The 17,585-nt window shown below is 67.9% G+C and carries 15 protein-coding genes; 9 read left to right on the plus strand and 6 right to left on the minus strand.

From position 1 onward, the window contains the following. From UK23_RS18535 to UK23_RS18545, 3 genes are all read left to right on the plus strand, one after another. Positions 1-839: ATP-binding cassette domain-containing protein (locus UK23_RS18535; RefSeq protein WP_045312853.1), on the plus strand; the 839-nt coding region annotated here is incomplete at its 5' end. Between the two features lie 5 nt (positions 840-844). Further along, a complete protein-coding gene (locus UK23_RS18540) occupies positions 845-1,594 on the plus strand; it encodes an ABC transporter permease (protein ID WP_045312819.1) in 750 nt (249 codons plus the stop codon). Positions 1,595-1,693: 99 nt separating this feature from the next. Next, complete coding sequence (locus UK23_RS18545) at positions 1,694-2,596, plus strand: ABC transporter ATP-binding protein (protein ID WP_045312820.1); 903 nt, start codon at positions 1,694-1,696, stop codon at positions 2,594-2,596. On the opposite strand, the gene mycP is transcribed toward UK23_RS18545, so the two are convergent. Beyond that, the gene (gene mycP / locus UK23_RS18550) at positions 2,562-3,707 is read right to left on the minus strand and encodes a type VII secretion-associated serine protease mycosin (RefSeq protein WP_052684793.1); all 1,146 of its coding nucleotides are present in this window, start codon (positions 3,705-3,707) and stop codon (positions 2,562-2,564) included. The two genes, UK23_RS18545 and mycP, sit on opposite strands and share 35 nt — an antisense overlap. A 260-nt stretch (positions 3,708-3,967) precedes the next feature. On the opposite strand from mycP, the gene UK23_RS18555 reads away from it, so the two are divergent. The 5 genes from UK23_RS18555 to UK23_RS18575 all read left to right on the plus strand — a co-directional run bounded on the left by UK23_RS18555 (position 3,968) and on the right by UK23_RS18575 (position 9,523). After that, positions 3,968-4,372, plus strand: coding sequence for a hypothetical protein (locus UK23_RS18555; RefSeq protein ID WP_231114560.1), 405 nt, complete (start codon positions 3,968-3,970; stop codon positions 4,370-4,372). Positions 4,373-4,440: 68 nt separating this feature from the next. Beyond that, the gene (trmB, locus tag UK23_RS18560; protein ID WP_231114567.1) at positions 4,441-5,085 is read left to right on the plus strand and encodes a tRNA (guanosine(46)-N7)-methyltransferase TrmB; all 645 of its coding nucleotides are present in this window, start codon (positions 4,441-4,443) and stop codon (positions 5,083-5,085) included. A gap of 132 nt (positions 5,086-5,217) precedes the next feature. Next, positions 5,218-6,324, plus strand: coding sequence for a nitric oxide synthase oxygenase (locus UK23_RS18565; protein WP_045312822.1), 1,107 nt, complete (start codon positions 5,218-5,220; stop codon positions 6,322-6,324). A 293-nt stretch (positions 6,325-6,617) separates the two neighbouring features. After that, positions 6,618-7,781 (plus strand): sensor histidine kinase, encoded by a 1,164-nt coding sequence (locus UK23_RS18570; RefSeq protein WP_045312856.1) that lies wholly within the window; start codon positions 6,618-6,620, stop codon positions 7,779-7,781. Positions 7,782-8,215: 434 nt separating this feature from the next. Next, positions 8,216-9,523 (plus strand): amidohydrolase family protein, encoded by a 1,308-nt coding sequence (locus tag UK23_RS18575; RefSeq protein ID WP_045312823.1) that lies wholly within the window; start codon positions 8,216-8,218, stop codon positions 9,521-9,523. Position 9,524: 1 nt separating this feature from the next. Here the strand turns inward: UK23_RS18575 and UK23_RS18580 are convergent, their stop codons facing one another. Next, entirely contained in the window at positions 9,525-10,205 is a 681-nt protein-coding gene (locus UK23_RS18580; protein WP_045312824.1) for an SDR family oxidoreductase, read from the minus strand. Positions 10,206-10,255: 50 nt separating this feature from the next. On the opposite strand from UK23_RS18580, the gene UK23_RS18585 reads away from it, so the two are divergent. Then, complete coding sequence (locus UK23_RS18585; protein ID WP_231114562.1) at positions 10,256-11,431, plus strand: MFS transporter; 1,176 nt, start codon at positions 10,256-10,258, stop codon at positions 11,429-11,431. Here the strand turns inward: UK23_RS18585 and UK23_RS18590 are convergent. The 4 genes from UK23_RS18590 to UK23_RS18605 all read right to left on the minus strand — a co-directional run bounded on the left by UK23_RS18590 (position 11,404) and on the right by UK23_RS18605 (position 17,535). After that, positions 11,404-11,946 (minus strand): DUF3455 domain-containing protein, encoded by a 543-nt coding sequence (locus UK23_RS18590; RefSeq protein ID WP_045312825.1) that lies wholly within the window; start codon positions 11,944-11,946, stop codon positions 11,404-11,406. The two genes, UK23_RS18585 and UK23_RS18590, sit on opposite strands and share 28 nt — an antisense overlap. Positions 11,947-12,067: 121 nt before the next feature. Further along, positions 12,068-14,167, minus strand: coding sequence for a PhoX family protein (locus UK23_RS18595; RefSeq protein WP_045312826.1), 2,100 nt, complete (start codon positions 14,165-14,167; stop codon positions 12,068-12,070). A 129-nt stretch (positions 14,168-14,296) separates the two neighbouring features. Further along, positions 14,297-16,312: a PhoX family protein gene (locus UK23_RS18600; RefSeq protein WP_231114564.1), complete on the minus strand. Its 2,016-nt coding sequence runs from the start codon at positions 16,310-16,312 to the stop codon at positions 14,297-14,299. A 56-nt stretch (positions 16,313-16,368) separates the two neighbouring features. Further along, positions 16,369-17,535 (minus strand): MFS transporter, encoded by a 1,167-nt coding sequence (locus tag UK23_RS18605; protein WP_045312827.1) that lies wholly within the window; start codon positions 17,533-17,535, stop codon positions 16,369-16,371. Positions 17,536-17,585 lie beyond the last annotated feature (50 nt).

Genomic DNA, 17,585 nt, shown 5'->3' on the forward strand with positions numbered 1-17,585 from the left:
AACCTGGACGGGTGACCGGGTTCCTCGGTCCGAACGGCGCCGGCAAGTCCACCACGATGCGGATGATCCTCGGGCTCGACCGACCGACGGCAGGCCGCGTGCTGATCGACGGTAAGCCCTACGCCGAGCTCAACCGTCCACTGCGGACGGTCGGTGCGCTGCTCGACGCCAAGTGGGTGCACCCCAACCGCTCCGCGCGGGCTCACCTCAGGTGGCTCGCCAAGTCCAACGGGCTGCCGGACAAGCGCGTCGGCGAGGTGCTCGACGCCGTCGGCCTCACCCAGGTGGCCGGCAAGAACGCCGGTGGGTTCTCGCTCGGCATGTCGCAGCGGCTGGGGATCGCCGCGGCACTGCTCGGCGACCCGAAGGTGCTGCTGTTCGACGAGCCCGTGAACGGCCTGGACCCCGAGGGCATCCTCTGGATCCGCACGTTCATGCAGAACCTCGCCGCGGAGGGCCGCACGGTGCTGGTGTCGAGCCACCTGCTGTCCGAGATGGCGCTGACGGCCAGCGAGCTCGTCGTGATCGGCAAGGGGAAGCTGATCACGCAGAGCTCCACGGCGGAGTTCATCGACCGCTCAACGGGTAACTCGGTGCTCGTGCGCAGTCCTCAGCTGTTCAAGCTCGGCCCGCTGCTCGTCGACAAGGGCTTCACGGTTCGTGACGGCGCGGACGGCGCGTTGTCCGTATCGGGTGCAACGAGTGACCAGATCGGTGACATCGCCGCTGCTAACGGTGTTGTCCTGCACGAACTGAGCCCGCAGCGCGGCTCGCTCGAAGAGGCGTTCATGCAGCTGACCGGCGATGCTGTCGAGTACCACGCAGAGATCGGGAAGTGAGTCTGATGACCCTGTTGGCCGTTGAGAGAATCAAGCTCTTCTCGACCCGTTCGCCCTACTGGTGCGCGGCGCTCGCGATCGCGATGGCCGTCGGTTTCTCGGCTCTGCTCGCCGCCAACGCCGAAACCGTGAGCGTCGACCTCACGCAGGCCGGCAGCCGGCTCGCGCTGGTCGTGGTGCTGGTGCTGGGCGCGCTCGCGGTCACCACCGAGTACCGCTTCGGCACGATCCGCGCCACGTTCCTCGCGGTGCCGAACCGCACCTCGGCGCTGGTCGCCAAGACCGCCGTGGTCGCGGTCGTGGCCGGGGTGATCGGCGAGGTCGTCGCGTTCGGCTCGTGGGCGATGGCGAAGGTCATCAAGCCGAGCGCCGACCTCGCGATCAACTCCGGCGCGGAGTGGCGCAACGTCGCCGGCGTCGGCCTGATGTTCGCGATCGGCGCGGTCCTCGCGGTCGCCGTCGGGATCCTGGTCCGCCAGACCGCCGGTGCCGTGGCGATCCTGCTGGTCTGGTCGATGCTGCTGGAGAACCTGGTCGGGATCATCCCCAAGGTCGGCGTGAAGATCCAGGCGTGGCTGCCGTTCATGAACGCGGACCACTTCCTCGCGGTCAACCCGCCGAGCCAGGCCGAGTCCGAGGCCGCGGGTGCAGTCGTCTACAAGCTGAGCCAGTGGGGTTCGCTCGGCTACTACGCCGGTATCGCCATCGCGCTGCTGGTGGTCGCGCTGGTCGTCGCCAAGAGGCGCGACGCGTGACTTCCCCAGAAATCCAACACTGAGGGGGAGCGGGAGGTGGGTCATCCGTCGGGGGATGGCCCACCTCCCGATCAGTCTTTCGAGCGAACGGGAGAGGTCATGATCCAGGCAGTGCGGTTGCGCAAGCACTACGGGCAGACGAAGGCCGTCGACGACCTGTCGTTCGTCGTCCGGCCCGGCCGCGTCACGGGCTTTCTCGGCCCGAACGGCGCCGGCAAGTCCACCACCATGCGGATGATCCTCGGCCTCGACACCCCCACCGGCGGCGACGTCACGATCGACGGCAAGTACTACTCCGAGCTCAAGCAGCCGCTGCGCAAGGTCGGCGCTCTGCTCGACGCCAAGTGGGTGCACCCCAACCGTTCCGCTCGCGCGCACCTCAAGTGGATGGCCGTCTCCAACAAGATTCCGGTCAGCAGGGTCAACGAGGTGCTGGAGATCGTCGGCCTCACCGAGGTCGCCCACAAGAAGGCGGGCGGCTTCTCGCTCGGCATGTCGCAGCGGCTCGGCATCGCGGGTGCGCTGCTCGGCGACCCCGAGGTGCTGCTGTTCGACGAGCCGGTCAACGGCCTCGACCCGGAGGGCATCCTCTGGATCCGCCAGTTCATGCACCGGCTCGCGGACGAGGGCCGCACGGTGTTCGTGTCGAGCCACCTGCTCTCGGAGATGGCGCAGACCGCCCAGGACCTCATCGTCATCGGCAAGGGCAAGCTGATCTCGCAGACCACCACCGAGCAGTTCATCGCCGACGCCACCCAGGACCACGTCCGGGTCCGGTCACCACACGCGCTGAAGCTGCGCGAGATCCTCGTGGCGCACGCGACGGTCACCGAGGACGCCGTCGACGGAGCCCTCGTGGTGCACGGGATTCCGGCGCAGCAGATCGGTGAGATCGCGGCGGAGAACCAGATCGTGCTGCACGAGCTCAGCCCTCAGCGCGGGTCGCTGGAGGAGGCCTTCATGCAGCTCACCAAGGAGTCGGTGGAATATCACGCGCACTGACCGGCTCGCGTCTGCGCGATCTGATGGCGGGCAGCGCGATCAGCAGTGCGGTCATCAACGCGGTTCCTCCCGCGACGCCGGCGACGAACAGCAGCTTGTCCTTCATCCCGGCGACAGGCTGCACGGGACGTTGCGACAGGAGCGTCGGAGTCGGTTGCGCGGCCGAGGGTTTCGGCTCCGGCAGCAACGGGTTCCGCGCGACCGGCGGGAGTTGCGCGGTGAGCGCGCCCATCGGGTTGACCATGCCGAACCCGGTCGTGGCGTCACGGCCGGGTTCCGCCATGTCCTTGGCGGTCTTGATCAACACGTTGACGACGTCCTTCGCGGGCATCTCCGGGTGCTTCGCCCGGACGAGCGCCGCGACACCGGACACGATCGCCGACGCGGCGCTCGTGCCGTCCATCTCGGCATAACCGCTGGCGTAGACGCTCTCCGGCGCCGCCGTGACGATTCCTTCCGCGGGTGCCGCGAGCACGGTGTCCGCGCCGACGTTGGACGACTTCCACGGCTTGCCCTCGCGGTTCGTGCCCGCGACCGCGATCACGCCGCCGATGTTGGCCGGCGCGGAGACCTCCTTGCCGTCGTTGCCGGTGGCGGCGACGAGCACGACGTCCTTCTCGATCGCGTAGTTCACGGCCTTGACCAGCGAGGGCGTCATCGAGCTGGAGAAGCCCAGCGACATGTTGATGACCTTGGCGCCGTGGTCGGCCGCCCACCTGATGCTCTCCGCGACGACGTCGAGCGAGAACTGCTCCTTCTCCGAGCTGGAGATCGGCAGGATCCTGGCGCCGGGCGCGATGCCGAGCGCACCGCCGTTCTTCCCGGTCGCGGCGATGATCGCGGCCATGCCGGTGCCGTGGCCGTCGGTGTCGGTCGTGCCGTCGGTGCCCTTGGAGCTGCCGAAGCCGGTTCCGGGTAAGACTCGCCCGGCGAGGTCCGGGTGCTTGGCGTCGACCCCGGAGTCGATCACCGCGACGACCACGCCGTCACCGCGTGCCTGGTCCTGCGCCGAGTAGACGTCGAGTGCGTCGAGGTGCCACTCCTGCTCCTCGATCGTCTGCGCGGCGAGCAGCAACGGCAGCGCGACGGCGAGCGCGGGAAGCAGGGGCACGTCACCTACATCGTGTTTCCATCCCGCAGCGCAACGTGCCTGGGGTCACACGTTGCGTAAGAGTGCTGTTAACAAGCCGTGAAAAGCCGCTTAGTGGACATCCCTCGCGTTTGGATTCGAGTTCAATTGGGCTATCCCCGCTGCGGAGGTGGCCAGTGGTCCGTGTGGAAGCAATGCTCGGCCTCGAGTGGGCAAGCGCGCTCGAGGCTCCCAACCCTGCCGAAATCGCCCTCACCCCTGCAGAGGCGCGTCGTTCCTGGGTGAACCGCGCTCACGAGAGCGAAGTGCTCGCGATGTACCGCGCGGTGCGTTCCGTCGAGGACGCGCCCGCTCCCTGGTGGCTGCGGGCTCTGGACCGCGGTCGTCTGCCTTCCCGTGCCGCAGGTCACGCCGTCGAGGACGCCGTGAGCGAGTTGCTCTCGTCACGTCCCGGCTGGGTGTTCGTGCCCTGGGTCGACCTCGGCGAGGTCGGTTTCTGGGAGTTCGTGCCTTCCGAGAGCGGTGTCTACGGACCTGCCACACCGACAACAGTGCAGTTCACGTCCACTCACACCGGGTGGATCCACCTGGTTCCGGCGCACCGCGGGCCCGGCCGTCCTCAGCCCATCGACTTCACCGTGGCTGACCTGCGTGCTCAGATCGAGGACATCGAACTGATTGCCTAGACTGTCCGGTCGTGACCAGCCCTGAGTTCCCCCGTTCCATCGTCAGCTTCGTCCAGCGCGGCGAGCGCATGACCGTGGGGCAGGAGCGTGCCTGGGACACGTACTGGGAGAAGATGGGCAACGACGTGAAGTCGTTGCCCGAGGGGCCGCTGGACTTCGACTCGTGGTTCGGCCGTTCCGCGCCCGTGCTGCTCGAGATCGGGTCCGGCATGGGCGAGACGACGTCGCAGCTCGTCGCCGCCGCGCCGGAGCTCAACTACGTCGCCGTCGAGGTCTACAAGCCGGGGCTCGCCCAGCTGCTGCTGCGCGGCGAGCACCTCGGCGGGCTCGACAACCTGCGCGTGCTGCGCGGTGACGCCGTCGATCTGCTGACGGATCACATCGCGCCCGCGTCGTTGCACGGCGTGCGGATCTTCTTCCCGGATCCGTGGCCGAAGAAGAAGCACCACAAGCGCCGGCTCGTGCAGCCGGAGTTCGTGTCGTTGCTGGCAACGCGGCTGGAGCCCGGTGGCGTGCTGCACCTCGCGACGGACTGGGAGAACTACGCGGACCAGATGCTCGAGGTGTGTTCTGGCGAGCGTTTGCTGACCAACATGTACGACGGCTGGGCACCTCGGCCGGACTGGCGGCCCGTCACGAAGTTCGAGCAGCGCGCTGTGAACGAGGACCGCGTTTCGCACGATCTGATGTTCAAGCGGAACGACCTCACCTGATCGAGGTCTCAAGCCCATCGAGTGAACACAGTGGGTCTAGCGTTCACTCGATGGAGTGGCGGGTGTTGATCACCCGAAATGCCCCGAGTGGCAGTGACGCGTGAAGCCGTTCCGGCCTTAGCGTCTCGCTCCGTGACCCCCGACGTCCTCCCCGTCGCGGAGGAGTTCGTCCGCATGTTCCACGCGGCGCACTCCGACGCAGGCTCGTTGTCCGCCCGCATCGCCCAGGTGCGAGCCGAGATCGCCGAGACCGGAACCTACCGCCACACCACCAACGAGCTCGCGTACGGCGCGCGGATCGCGCTGCGAGATTCTGGTTGGTGCACCTCAGGTCTGCCCTGGCGACGACTGAAAGTCCGCGATCTGCGCGGCTACCGCAACGCCGCCGCTGTCGCCGGCGAGTGCGTGGAACACCTGCGGCTCGCGACCAATGGTGGTGAAATTCGGCCGCTGGTAACGGTTTTCGCGCCGGACGCGCCCGGTTCGCCGGGTCCGGTGATCTGGAACGAGCAGCTGATCCGGTACGCCGGGTACGCCGACGGGATGGGGGACCGTCGCTACACCCAGTTCACGGAAACCATGCAGGGCATGGGATGGCGGCCTCCGGCCCGTCGTTCCCGCTTCGACCTGCTGCCGTTGGTGGTGGAGACCGAGCACGAGGGACCGCGGCTGTTCACGCTGCCGTCCGAGATCGTGCACGAGGTTCCGCTGGAGCACCCGAGCTTGCCGTGGTTCGGCGAGATGGGTCTGCGCTGGCACGCGGTTCCGGTCATCTCGAACATGAAGCTTTCGATCGGCGGCGTGAACTACCCCGCGGCGCCGTTCAACTCCTGGTTCGTGGGTGCCGAGATCGGTACGCGCTCACTGGCCGAGGAAGGTGCGTACGGCGTGGCGCGTGAGGTCGCCGACGCGTTGGGTCTGGACACGACGTCCGAACGCACGCTGTGGCGGGATCTCGCGACGGTTCACCTGAACGCCGCAGTGCTGCACTCGTTCGACAAGGCGTCCGTCACCATCACGGACCACCACGCCGAAGCGTTGCACCGCCTCGCGTGGCTGCGCTCTCGCCAACGCCCGTCCGCCGCACGTCCGGCGTTCCGGCTGGACACCGCAGCCGCGGCGCGCGCACGGAACGGTGCTCCGGCGCGCTTCACGGCCGCGTTGGACGAAACCCGTCCACAACCGACGAGCAGGCTGGCGGAGCTGCTCCGCCAGCAACATTCCCTGACCAGCGTCTGACTTCCCCATCACACGCTGGACGGTGTGCCTATCGCTGGGAGTCGATCATCACGCCCGACAGGGCCATGAGAGCGAGTACCAGCAGACCGACCACCGCTGCGGCCCAAGTGAACACAACTGACAACATGGCGTCCTCCGTTTCCCCGACTGCTACTCCAGAGTCCGTGACCGGGGCGTGATCCGGCATCCGCCGGGAGGGTATTTCCGCAGGTCGCCCACTCAGCCTTCTGGCTGATGCCTGGGTAGCCCCGAGTCGGACGCGGGATCAGCCTTCCGGCTTTACCGTGTACCGCGTGGAGAGCACGGAACTGAACTGGCGGTTGCTCGCCAAACGCCAGTGGCCGCTGGCGCTCTCGCTCACCGCCATCGCACTGGCGGAGACCGGCGCCATCGACACCGGTCTCGGCTGGTGGCAGCTGCCGGGCGTCGTGGTGATCTGTGCGATCGCCGTGCTGGCGCCCCGCAGACCGTTCGACGCGGCACTCGCGCTGGCGTTCGCGGTCGCTTGCGTGGCCGTCTACATGCGGTTTCTCGGTGTGTCGATCGCACCGCACCTGTTCTGGAGCGGCGCGAACATCTCGATGACGGGTGCCGCGATGGCCACCATCGCGACCCTGGTGCGGGAGGAGTCCCGCGCTCGTTCGGTGATCGGCACTCTTCTGGTGCTCGCCGCCATGACCGTCGCCGAGGTGCTGGGCTGGCCGATCGTGTCGGCGGTCGAGTACCGCGAGTGGAGCCCCGACGCCCTCAACTTCTCGATCGCCGGGTGCGTCCTGCTCGTGCTGTCGGTGGGTTCCGGGCTGTACTTCCGGGCGCGTGACGCCGAACGCGCGTCTCAGTTGGCTGCTTCGGTTGCGGCGGCGCAGAACTCGGAACGGATGGCGTTGGCGCGCGAGCTGCACGACGTGGTGGCGCATTACGTGACCGCGATCGTCGTGCACGCCCAGGCAGGTCAGATGAACCGCGACGCCGCCGAGCAGGTGCTGCCGACCATCGAGGCGTCCGGCTACGAGGCGCTGACCGCGATGCGGCGTCTGGTGGGAACGTTGCGGGACGGCGAGTCTTCCGGACCTGCGGCTTCATCGTCCTTGGTGGACGACGTGCGGTCGCTGGCCGCCGAATCCGGGCTGCCGGTGCGGTTGTCGTTCGACCTGCAGGACGCGGTGCCGCAGGAGCTGGCGCGGTCGGTGCTGCGGTTGGTGCAGGAGTCGTTGACCAACACCCAGAAGCACGCTTCGGCAGTGTCCTCAGTGGACGTAGGACTGTCGTCCAGCGACGGCGTGCTCCGGCTGGCCGTGGCAGATGACGGTGTCGCCTCTGGCGTTCCCGTTGGCGGGTCTGGGGGTTACGGGCTCGTCGGCATGCGCGAGCGCGTGGAACTGCTGGGCGGCAGGTTCTCCGCAGGGCGACGCGAACCGACTGGGTGGACGGTTCGCGCCGAGCTGCCTCTGGCCTGAAGCTCTTAACGCTCGTCGCGGATGACGTCGAACTCCTGCGTCATCTCGACATCGCTGAACTGGTCGTCGTTCTGAGGGTCGATGTCGGCCACTGATGCCTCCGCATGATCACGCCCGGTCCCGTGCGAGTGTGATCATGCCAACTCAGCGCCGAGTCGGCGGCTTGGGGGTGGCGGGCTTCTGCGCGCGCCGGAAGTCTCCACTGGACGTGCACGGCTTCTTCGACATGATCATGTGACGTCGTTCCCGCGGTCGTGGTTGCTTCGGGATGCACAAAGGGCCCGCCGGTTCATGCTCGACGGACCCTCTGGTTGGAGAAAAGTCTGGTCGGGGCGGACCCTGGGGGTCGGCCCGCACCCGACGGAGCCAGGATTCCCAGGTCTTGCGGATGTATGCATGCTTGTGATCGGCATCACAATGGCAGGATTCTCCGCATGTCACTGCGTCTGCACGCCCCGGTGGTCCTGCCCTGCGACCCGTCCTGCTCCGTGTTGCGGGACGCCGTCGTGGACGTGGTCGACGGTCGAATCACCTATGTGGGTGGTGCTGCCGACGCGCCCGCGTTCGACGGCGAGGTCCGGCGGCTGTCCGGGCTCCTGCTGCCCGGCCTGGTGAACACCCACGCGCACAGCCCGATGACGGTGCTGCGCGGGCTCGGCTCCGACCTGCCGCTGCTGCGGTGGCTGAAGGAGCAGATGTGGCCGAACGAGGCCAAGATGACCGCCGCCGACGTCGGTGTGGGCATGCTGCTCGGTGCCGTCGAGATGCTGCGGCACGGCGTCACCACCTCCGCCGAGATGTACTTCCACGGTCCTGAACTGGTCTCCTCGATCCTGGCCGTCGGCTCACGGGTGGTGTTCGGTTCGGCGATCCTCGACCTGCCCGGCCTGTCGTGGCAGTCGATGACCAGCGAGATCACCACGTGGATCGACGCGGACGGGCTGCGGTTCGGGCCCGGCGAGCGGATCGAGCTGGCCTTCGGGCCGCACTCCGCCTACACGCTGACGCCGTCGATGCTCACGGCCGTGGCCGAGGAGGCACGGGCACGCGACGCGTTGCTGATGGTGCACGTCGCCGAGTCGCCGGAGGAGGACATCGCGCAGCGGGCCGAGTACGGATCGGTGCCCGCGCTGCTCAAGGCCTCGGACGTGCTGGGCGGACGCGTGCTGTCCGCACACTCCGTGCACCTGTCGGACGACGACATCGCGCTGTACGCGTCGTACGGCGTCGGCGTGGCGCACTGCCCCGGCTCCAACGCCAAACTCGCGTCCGGCATCGCGCGGGTGCCTGCGTTGCTGCAGGCAGGAGTGAACGTGGGCCTCGGCACGGACGGACCGGCGTCGAACGACGACCTCGACCTGTTCGAAGAGGCACGGCTCGCGGCGATGTTCGCGCGGGTCTCGACGATGGACGCGACGGCGCTCGGGGCGGCGCAGGCGTTGCTGATGGCCACTCGGGGCGGGGCCGCGGCTCTGGGCCGCGACGACATCGGCGCGCTGGAGGCCGGGCGCTGGGCCGACGTCGTGCACATCGACGTGGACGACCCGGCGTTCGCGACCGGTCTCGACGCGCCGGACGAGCAGCTGCTGGCGAACCTCGTCTGGGCTTCCGGGGCTCGCCGGGTCACCGACGTCTGGGTGGCCGGTGACCACGTCGTGGCCGGTGGGGAGTCGACTCGGGTGGACCGTCGGGAAGCGCAGGCCGGGGTGACCGCGGTGGCTCAGCGGCTGCGCACGACCTGAGTCAGCGCGGCCGTGGGCGGACGATCAGCTCGGTGATGTGGGCGTCCGGCGTCGCCAGCACGGCCGACGCCACCGCGCGGCCCACCGAGGCCGGGTCCAGGTACTGGGTGGCGTCGTAGTCGCCGCCCTCCTGGCGCCGCACCTCCTCCTGCATCGGCGTGGCGGTCCGGCCGGGGTAGACCGAGGTCACGCGCAACGACGGCTCGTCTGCCCGCAGGGCGTCGGCGTAGGCGCGGAGAGCGAACTTCGAGGCCGCGTAGACGCCCCAGCCCGGGTTGGCGTTGCGGCCCGCACCCGAGTTGATCAGCACGACGTGGCCGGAGGAGGCCCGCAGCTGGGCTAGCACGAGGTTGGTCAGCTCGGCCACCGCGAAGACGTTCACCTCGAAGGTTTTGCGCCAGTCGTCCTGGGAGGCCTCCGCAAGCGGGCCGAGGAGGGCAATGCCTGCGCTGTGGACCAGCACGTCCAAGCGGGACAGAGGACCGACGTCGGCCGAGGCCGCGTTGGTGAGGTCGAAAGGCCAAGCGGTTGCGCCTGGGAGTTCCGATGCCAGCAGAGACAGGGACGTTTCGTCGCGTCCGGCTAGCAGCAGGTCGTGGGTTGGGGCCAGACTGCGGGCGATGGCCGAGCCGATTCCGCTGGATGCCCCGGTGACGAGGGCGACCGGACGAGCTGCATCCATTGGTGACTCCGCTGGGGAGCTCACGTCGTCACGCATGGGGGAAACATAACGTGCCCAGGAAGTTGATCCTGCCGTACTTGTGCCTGCTCTACTTCATCAACTACCTGGACCGGGTCAACATCGGGTTCGCCGGGCCGAACGGGATGTCCGAGGAGCTCAAGCTCAGCGCGACCGTGTTCGGGTTCGCGTCCGGGGTGTTCTTCATCGGCTACCTGATCCTCGAGGTGCCCAGCAATCTGGCGCTGCACAAGTTCGGGGCGCGCAGGTGGATCGCCCGGATCATGGTCAGCTGGGGGATCGTGGCGAGCGCGATGGCGTTCGTGCCCAACGGCACGGTGCTCGTCGCGCTCAGGTTCCTGCTCGGCGTGGCGGAGGCCGGGTTCTTCCCCGGGATCATCCTGTACCTGACGTACTGGTTCCCGGAGAAGGACCGGGCGCGGATCGTCGCGCTGTTCATGGTGGCGGTGCCGATCTCGACGGCGATCGGGTCGACGCTCAGCGGGTTGCTGATCCAGGTCACGGACTGGCGCACGATGTTCCTGATCGAGGGGCTGCCGGCGATCGCACTGGCGTTCGTGACGTGGTTCTGGTTGCCGGACAAGCCGGAGGAAGCGATCGAGGAAGCGCCCAAGGAGCACTGGCCGCTCAGGAAAGCCCTGACGCACCCGCGGATCCTGGCGTTGAGCTTCGTGTACTTCGGGATCGTGTACGGGCTGTACACGCTGGGGTTCTTCCTGCCGACGATCATCAAGGGGCTCGCACCGGGAGCGAACATCGTCGAGCGCGGGCTGATCAACGCGATCCCGTACGTCCTCGGTGCGGTCGCCATGATCCTGTGGGCCAGGCATGGAGACCGCACCGGAGAACGGAAGTGGCACGTCGCCGCGCCCATGTTGCTCGGCGGCGCGGCCATCCCCGTCGCGCTCTACCTCAGCAACCCCGTCGCGGCGATGGTCGCGGTGAGCATTTGCGCGATCGGTGTTTGTGCCGCTCTGCCCACGTTCTGGGCGCTGCCTACCAGTTTCCTCGGTGGCACGGCCGCGGCCGCGGGGATCGCGTTGATCAACTCACTGGGCAACGTGAGCGGGTTCGTCGCGCCCTACGTCACCGGGTGGCTGCGTGACCTCACCGGGACGCAGAAGACCGGGCTCTGGGTCGTCGGCGTCACGATGGTCACGGCGGCGGTGGTCGCGCTGGCTCAGGGCGCCGGGGCGAAGAAGGTGTAGAGAGCCTTGTACGGCACGGAGATCTGGGCCCCGGCGGTGCAGCCGCCGGACGGAGCGACGCCGCCCTCGGTCGCGAGCCTCTGCACGTAGCTGACCTTGCCGAACAGACCGTCGCCGCGCACGGTCCTGGTCTTCAGCAGGAGCTCCGGCACGGCGCCCTTGACGTCGTTCTTGGCGCCGTCGACGGGTGCCGCCTCGACCGCACTACCGTCCACAGTGGAGATCCAGACCGGGCCGCGGGAGTGCAGGATGATCGGCTTGCCGTCCTTGTCCACCAACGTCGCGGCGGGCTCCAGGCCCTTCCACGCGTTCGCGGTGCACGAGTACGTCTGGACGCCTGTTGCCTGGTACTTGCCGATCAGCTTCTGGCCAGCCGGAACCTGCACGGCGGCCGCGACCGGAGCGTCGGGAGAAGCCTGGGCGACCGGGGTGGGCGTTGCGGTTCCCTGAGTCGTGCCACACGCGGTGAGACCCAGAAGAGCCGCGGCACCAACGAAAAGTCCAACCTTCTGCACAGCTCACTCCAAAGTAGACAGCCAATGTGGACGTTCCCTTGGCTGTCCGCGGTGCAGCCACCCATCACACGGACAGGCGGCTGCACCGGTTCATTCCAGCTGAGTGAGCCGAACCACAGGATCAGTCGCAGATGCGGCGACGGTCCTTGCGCCACACCACAGCGACGGACGGACGCGGTTGCGAGGTGCCACCGTCCGGCCAGTGCGACAGCGGGTTGTTGGCGGAGGCGCCGTCGATCTCACCGGGGTGCTGCACGGACACCAGCACGAAGTCCTCGGTGACGACCGGACCACAGGTCTCCGCACCCTTGGGCACGGTGAGGAACTGCTTCACCAACCCGCGGCGCTTGCCCTCGACCGGCACCGCGAACAGGCCGTCGTTGGACCCCAGGGCGTTGCCGTCCGTGGAGATCCACAGGTTGCCGTGGTTGTCGAACGCGACGTTGTCCGGGCACGAGATCGCGCTGACCTGCGACTTGTCGTAGCCGCCGAAGTACGTGCCGGGGTCTTTCGGGTCACCGCAGACCAGCAGCAGCTTCCACGAGAACGTGAGCGCCGTGTTGTCCGAACGACGCTCCTCGATCTCGAGGACGTGGCCGTGCTTGTTGTTGACGCGCGGCGCGATCTCGGTCGGACCTTCCTTGCCGGCTTTGCCGCGGTCTGTGTTGTTGGTCAGCGCGGCGTAGATCCGGCGGTTGTGCAGCGAGGGCTCGACGTCCTCCGGGCGGTCCATCTTCGTGGCGCCCACCTTGTCGGCGGCCAGACGCGTGAAGACGTAGACCTCCTCTGCGGTGAAGCCGGGGACGAAGGACTTGTCGCCGGCGGCCAGCGGGATCCACTTGCCCGAACCGTCGAACTGGCCGTCCGCGGGCAGGTTGCCGGCGCCGTCGATCTCGGCCGCCGGGCTGTCGCCGGTGAACTGCGCGACGTAGAGCGTGCCCTTGTCCAGCAGGCGCTTGTTGTGCTCGCGGGCGCGCTTCGAGTCGCCCTTCTGCATCTTCTCGTCCGAGACGAACTTGTACATGTAGTCGAAGCGCTCGTCGTCACCCATGTACGCGACGACGCGGCCGTCCTTGGCGACGATGATGTTCGCGCCCTCGTGCTTGAAGCGGCCCAGCGCGGTGTGCTTGACCGGCGTCGACTTCTTGTCCAGCGGGTCGATCTCGACGATCCAGCCGAAGCGGTTGGCCTCGTTGGGCTCCTTCGACAGGTCGAAGCGCTTGTCGAAGTTCTCCCACTTGCGCAGCGACGCGCCACCGCTGATGCCGTAGCGGGCGAACTTGGCCTTGGTGTCCGGGTCGGTCACCAGGCTCGCGTTCGCGAAGTACTGGTTGAAGTTCTCCTCGCCGGACAGGATCGTGCCCCACGGCGTGACGCCGCCGGAGCAGTTGTTCTGCGTGCCCAGCACGGTCCTGCCGGTCGGGTCGGCGGAGGTCTGCAGGTACTTCGACCCGGCGGCGGGGCCACGCACCTCGAACGGCGTGGTGAGCGTGATCCGGCGGTTGTACTTCGCCTTGTCGTCCGGGCAGACGAACAGCTTGCCGGTGCGCGGGTCGCGGTCGACCATCACGACGGACAGGCCGTGCGCGGCCCACGCGATCTTGGCGTGCTTCTCGGTGATCGTGGTCGGCGACCAGTCCTTGAACATGAACGACTCGGTCGTGTACTCGTGGTTGCTCACCATGAGCCAGCTGTTCGGGTCGCCGGGAACCGGGACGAGGCCGCAGAAGTCGTTGTTGAAGCCGAACTGCTGCGCCTGGGCTTCTGGCGTCTGGTTGTCGAAGTCGAACTTCGGCGCTCCCGGCAGGATCGGGTCGCCCCAGCGGACGACGACGTCCTGCTGGAAGCCAGGGGGCACGGTGATCTGGTCGAGGGTGTTGGGCTGCACCGACTCCCAGTTGAGGCCCTTGGAGCTGTGGCCGAGACCGAGGTCCAGGTCCACGTCGACATCGACGTGCACCGGGGCAGCGGCGGCCGAGCCGGCCATCGCGAGTGCACCGGCGCCCGCGACCGCGACGACGGCGCCGGCCTTCAGCATGCCGCGACGAGTCACGACGTTCTTGACGACGTCACCGAAGTAGGCGTTCTGCGACGTGTTGGGCGCCTCGTGCGCGCACGCGTTGCCGCAGCGGAACTCGCAGGTGACGGCCTGACGCCCGAGCGGGTGGTTCGTCGGGAGCAGGGGCAGCAGGCGGCGGCCCCGATCGGTGGATGAAGACACGCGGGCCTCCGAGATCGGTCAGTGTGGGAACTGGCCGAACCTAAGAGCCCAACGAGATCGCCTGCCGTCCAGCAGATGAACGACAGGCGAACTCGTACTACTCCCGAACGATCACAGCACGCTGGGTGATCAACCGATTTCACCCAGCTGACGACGGCCCTTGCGCCACACCGCCACGACCGACGGACGGGGTTGCGAAGTGCCTCCGTCCGGCCAGTGCGAAGCCGGCTTGTCCGCGGTCGCGCCGTCGATCTCGCCGGGGTGCTGCACGCAGACGGTGATCACCCGTTCGCCGACGATCGGACCGCACGTCTCACCACCACGTGGCACCGTGAGGAACAGCTTGAGGTGACCGCGTTCGGGCCCCTCCAACGGCACGCCGTAGAGGCCGTCGTTCAACCCGTCCAGCTTGCCGTCGGCGTCGGTGGAGATCCACAGGTTGCCGTGCCGGTCGAACGCCAGGTTGTCCGGACTGGAGATCGGGCTGACCTGCGACTTGTCGTAGCCGCCGAAGTACGTGTTCGGGTCGCCCGGGAAGCCGCACACCAGGAAGAGGTCCCAGCTGAACGTCAACGCCAGCGCGTCGCCACGGCGTTCGGTCAGCTCCAGCACCTGGCCGTGCCGGTTGTTCACGCGCGGGTTCGGCTCGGTCGCGCCTTCCTTGCCCGCGGTCACGCCGCGCTCGACGTTGTTGGTGAGCGCGCAGTAGACGACGCCGGTGCGCGGATGGCACTGGATGTCCTCGGGGCGGTCCATCTTGGTCGCGCCGACCTTGTCCGCCGCGATGCGCGTGAAGACGTACACCTCTTCCGCGGTCATGCCGGGCACGAAGGACTTCTTGCCCGCTGCCAGCGGGATCCACTCGCCGGTGCCGTCGAACTTCCCGTCGGAGGGCAGCTTTCCGGTGCCGTCGATCTCGCTGACCGGGCTGTCGCCCTTGAACCGCCCGACGTAGAGGGTGCCGTCGTCGAGCAGTGTCATGTTGTGGCGGCGGGCGGCCTTGCTGTTGCCGTGCTTCATCTTGCCGTTCGAGATGAACTTGTAGACGTACTCGAACCGCTCGTCGTCACCGGAGTACGCGACGACCCGGCCGTCCTCGGCGACGCGGATGTTGGCGGTCTCGTGCTTGAACCGGCCGAGGTGCGTGTGCTTGACCGGCGTCGAGTCCGGGTCGTTCGGGTCGAGCTCGATGACCCAGCCGAACCTGTTGACCTCGTTGGGTTCCTGCGCGAGGTCCCAGCGCTTGTCGAAGCGCTCCCATTTGCGCGTGGTCGCGGTGCCGGTGACGCCGTAGCGGGTCAGCTTCGGGTCGTTGCGGCCCGCGGCGTTGGCGAAGTACTGGTTGAAGTTCTCCTCGCCGGACAGGATCGTGCCCCACGGCGTGACGCCGCCGGAGCAGTTGTTGATCGTGCCGAAGACCTTCTTGCCCGTCGGGTCGGCCGAGGTCTTGAGCAGGTCGCTGCCCGCGGCCGGACCGCGCACCTCGAACGGCGTGTTGAGGGTGATCCGGCGGTTGTACCTGCTGAAGCGCGGCCGGTAGTGCCCGGAGAACAACGAGCGCTTGATCATGAACACGGACAGCCCGTGCGCGGCCCAGGCGATCTTCACCTGTTCCTCGGTGGGGTTCGCCGAGCTGTAGCCGTGGAACATCAACGGCTCGCTGGTGTACTCGTGGTTCGTGACCATGATCCCGGTCAGCTCCAACGGGTCCAGCGGCAGGATCGCGGCGAAGTCGCAGTTGTAACCGAACTGCTTCTCCTGCTTGGCGGCCGTCTGGTGGTCGAAGTCGAACTCCGGGACGCCGGGGAAGAGCGGGTCGCCCCAGCGGATCACGACCCCCTGCTCGTACCCCTCGGGGACGACGACCTCGTCCTTGGTGTTGACCTGGACGGGCTTGAAGTCGAGTCCCCTGGGTGGGCGGCCCTGCGACTCGGGTTGCGCGGCGGCGGTCGCCGGCACGGCAACGGTCGCGGCGGCAGCGACGACGGCACCTGCCTTGAGGGCGGTGCGGCGGCTGATCAGGTCGCCGAGGTAGGGGTTGGCCGAGGTGTTCGGGACGTCGTGGAAGCACGCGTCCCCGCAGCGGTACTCGCAAGTCATCGCTGCTCTGCCGATTCGGTGGTTGACGAGCGGCAGAGGGATCATGTGGTGGCCTCCTACGGTCGGTGCGGGAACCGCCACCGACCGTAGTTCAGCCGTTGTCAACCGACTAGCTGCTCGCTCGCAATCACGACTTCTGTCGGTATTTCGCGGACGTCGCGGCGGTTGAACGTGAGCAGCACGGCCGCGACCGCGCAGAGAACCGCTGCCAGGACGAACGGCTGCGCGAGGTGGCTGACGAACGTCGCCGCCAGCGCTCCGCCGAGCCAGCGCAGGAAGTTGTACCCGGCGCTCGCCACCGGCCTCGGCGCGTCGCTGACGCTCATCGCGGTACCGGTGAACAGGGTGTTCAGCAGGCCGCTGACCAGGCCGCTGACGATCACGGCGACCACCAGCAACGGCTTGCTCGGCACCGCCATCAGGAGCATGAGCAGGGCGAACGCGAGGACCGACCCGATGATCGCTCGCTTCTCGCCGACCCGGTCCGCCAGACGCGGCGCGAGGAAGACGCTGGACACCGCGACGCACACGCCCCAGCCGAAGAAGATCAGTCCGATCTCGACCGCACCCCACTGCAGGACGAACGGTGACCAGGCCAGAACGGTGAAGAAGGCGGCCGTGTAGAGGGCGGCACCGATGGAGGTCCGCAGCAGCGTCGGGTGCTTGAGGGCCTTGAGTGGGTCGAGCAGGCTGATCTTCGGACGTTCGTGGTGGGAGTCCCTGGCCAGGAACGCTGCGCAAAGGATCAGCGCGACGGCCATCAGGATCGCGGTACCGAGGAACGGTCCGCGCCAGGAGAAGCTGCCGAGCAACGCGCCGAGCAGCGGCCCGACGCTCAGACCGAGACCGAGCGCGGCCTCGTAGAGCAGGATCGCGGCTTTCTGCCCGCCGCTGGCCGCGCCGACGATGACGCTGAGCGCGGTCGCGATGAAGAACGCGTTGCCGAGCCCCCAGACGGCCCGCAGTCCCACGAGCTGGCCGATGCTCCCCGCCGCCGAGCACGCGAGCGTGGCGATGACGATCAGCGCGAGCCCGCCGACGAGCGTGCGCTTGGCCCCGAACCGCGCCGTCGCGGCACCCGTGAAGAGCATCGCCACGACCTGGACGCCGAGGTAGGAGGAGAAGAGGAGGGTGACCTGCGACGGTGTTGCGTGCAGACCCTCCGCGATGGACAACAGGATCGGGTCCACGAGCCCGATCCCCATGAAGGCGATGACCGCGGCGAACGCCGTGATCCACACCTGCTTGGGCTGAGCTTTGAAATTCACTTAGCTACCCTAACAGAATTTGATTAGCATAGCGAAGTATCGTGTGGCAC

The organism is Lentzea aerocolonigenes (genome assembly GCF_000955955.1).
GTDB lineage: Bacteria > Actinomycetota > Actinomycetes > Mycobacteriales > Pseudonocardiaceae > Lentzea > Lentzea aerocolonigenes_A.

Coding starts and splice junctions, on each gene's coding strand:
- UK23_RS18540 (WP_045312819.1), top strand. CDS start 845: ATGACCCTGTTGGCCGTTGAGAGAATCAAGCTCTTCTCGACCCGTTCG.
- UK23_RS18545 (WP_045312820.1), top strand. CDS start 1,694: ATGATCCAGGCAGTGCGGTTGCGCAAGCACTACGGGCAGACGAAGGCC.
- trmB (WP_231114567.1), top strand. CDS start 4,441: ATGACCGTGGGGCAGGAGCGTGCCTGGGACACGTACTGGGAGAAGATG.
- UK23_RS18575 (WP_045312823.1), top strand. CDS start 8,216: ATGTCACTGCGTCTGCACGCCCCGGTGGTCCTGCCCTGCGACCCGTCC.
- UK23_RS18580 (WP_045312824.1), bottom strand. CDS start 10,205: ATGGATGCAGCTCGTCCGGTCGCCCTCGTCACCGGGGCATCCAGCGGA.
- UK23_RS18600 (WP_231114564.1), bottom strand. CDS start 16,312: ATGATCCCTCTGCCGCTCGTCAACCACCGAATCGGCAGAGCAGCGATG.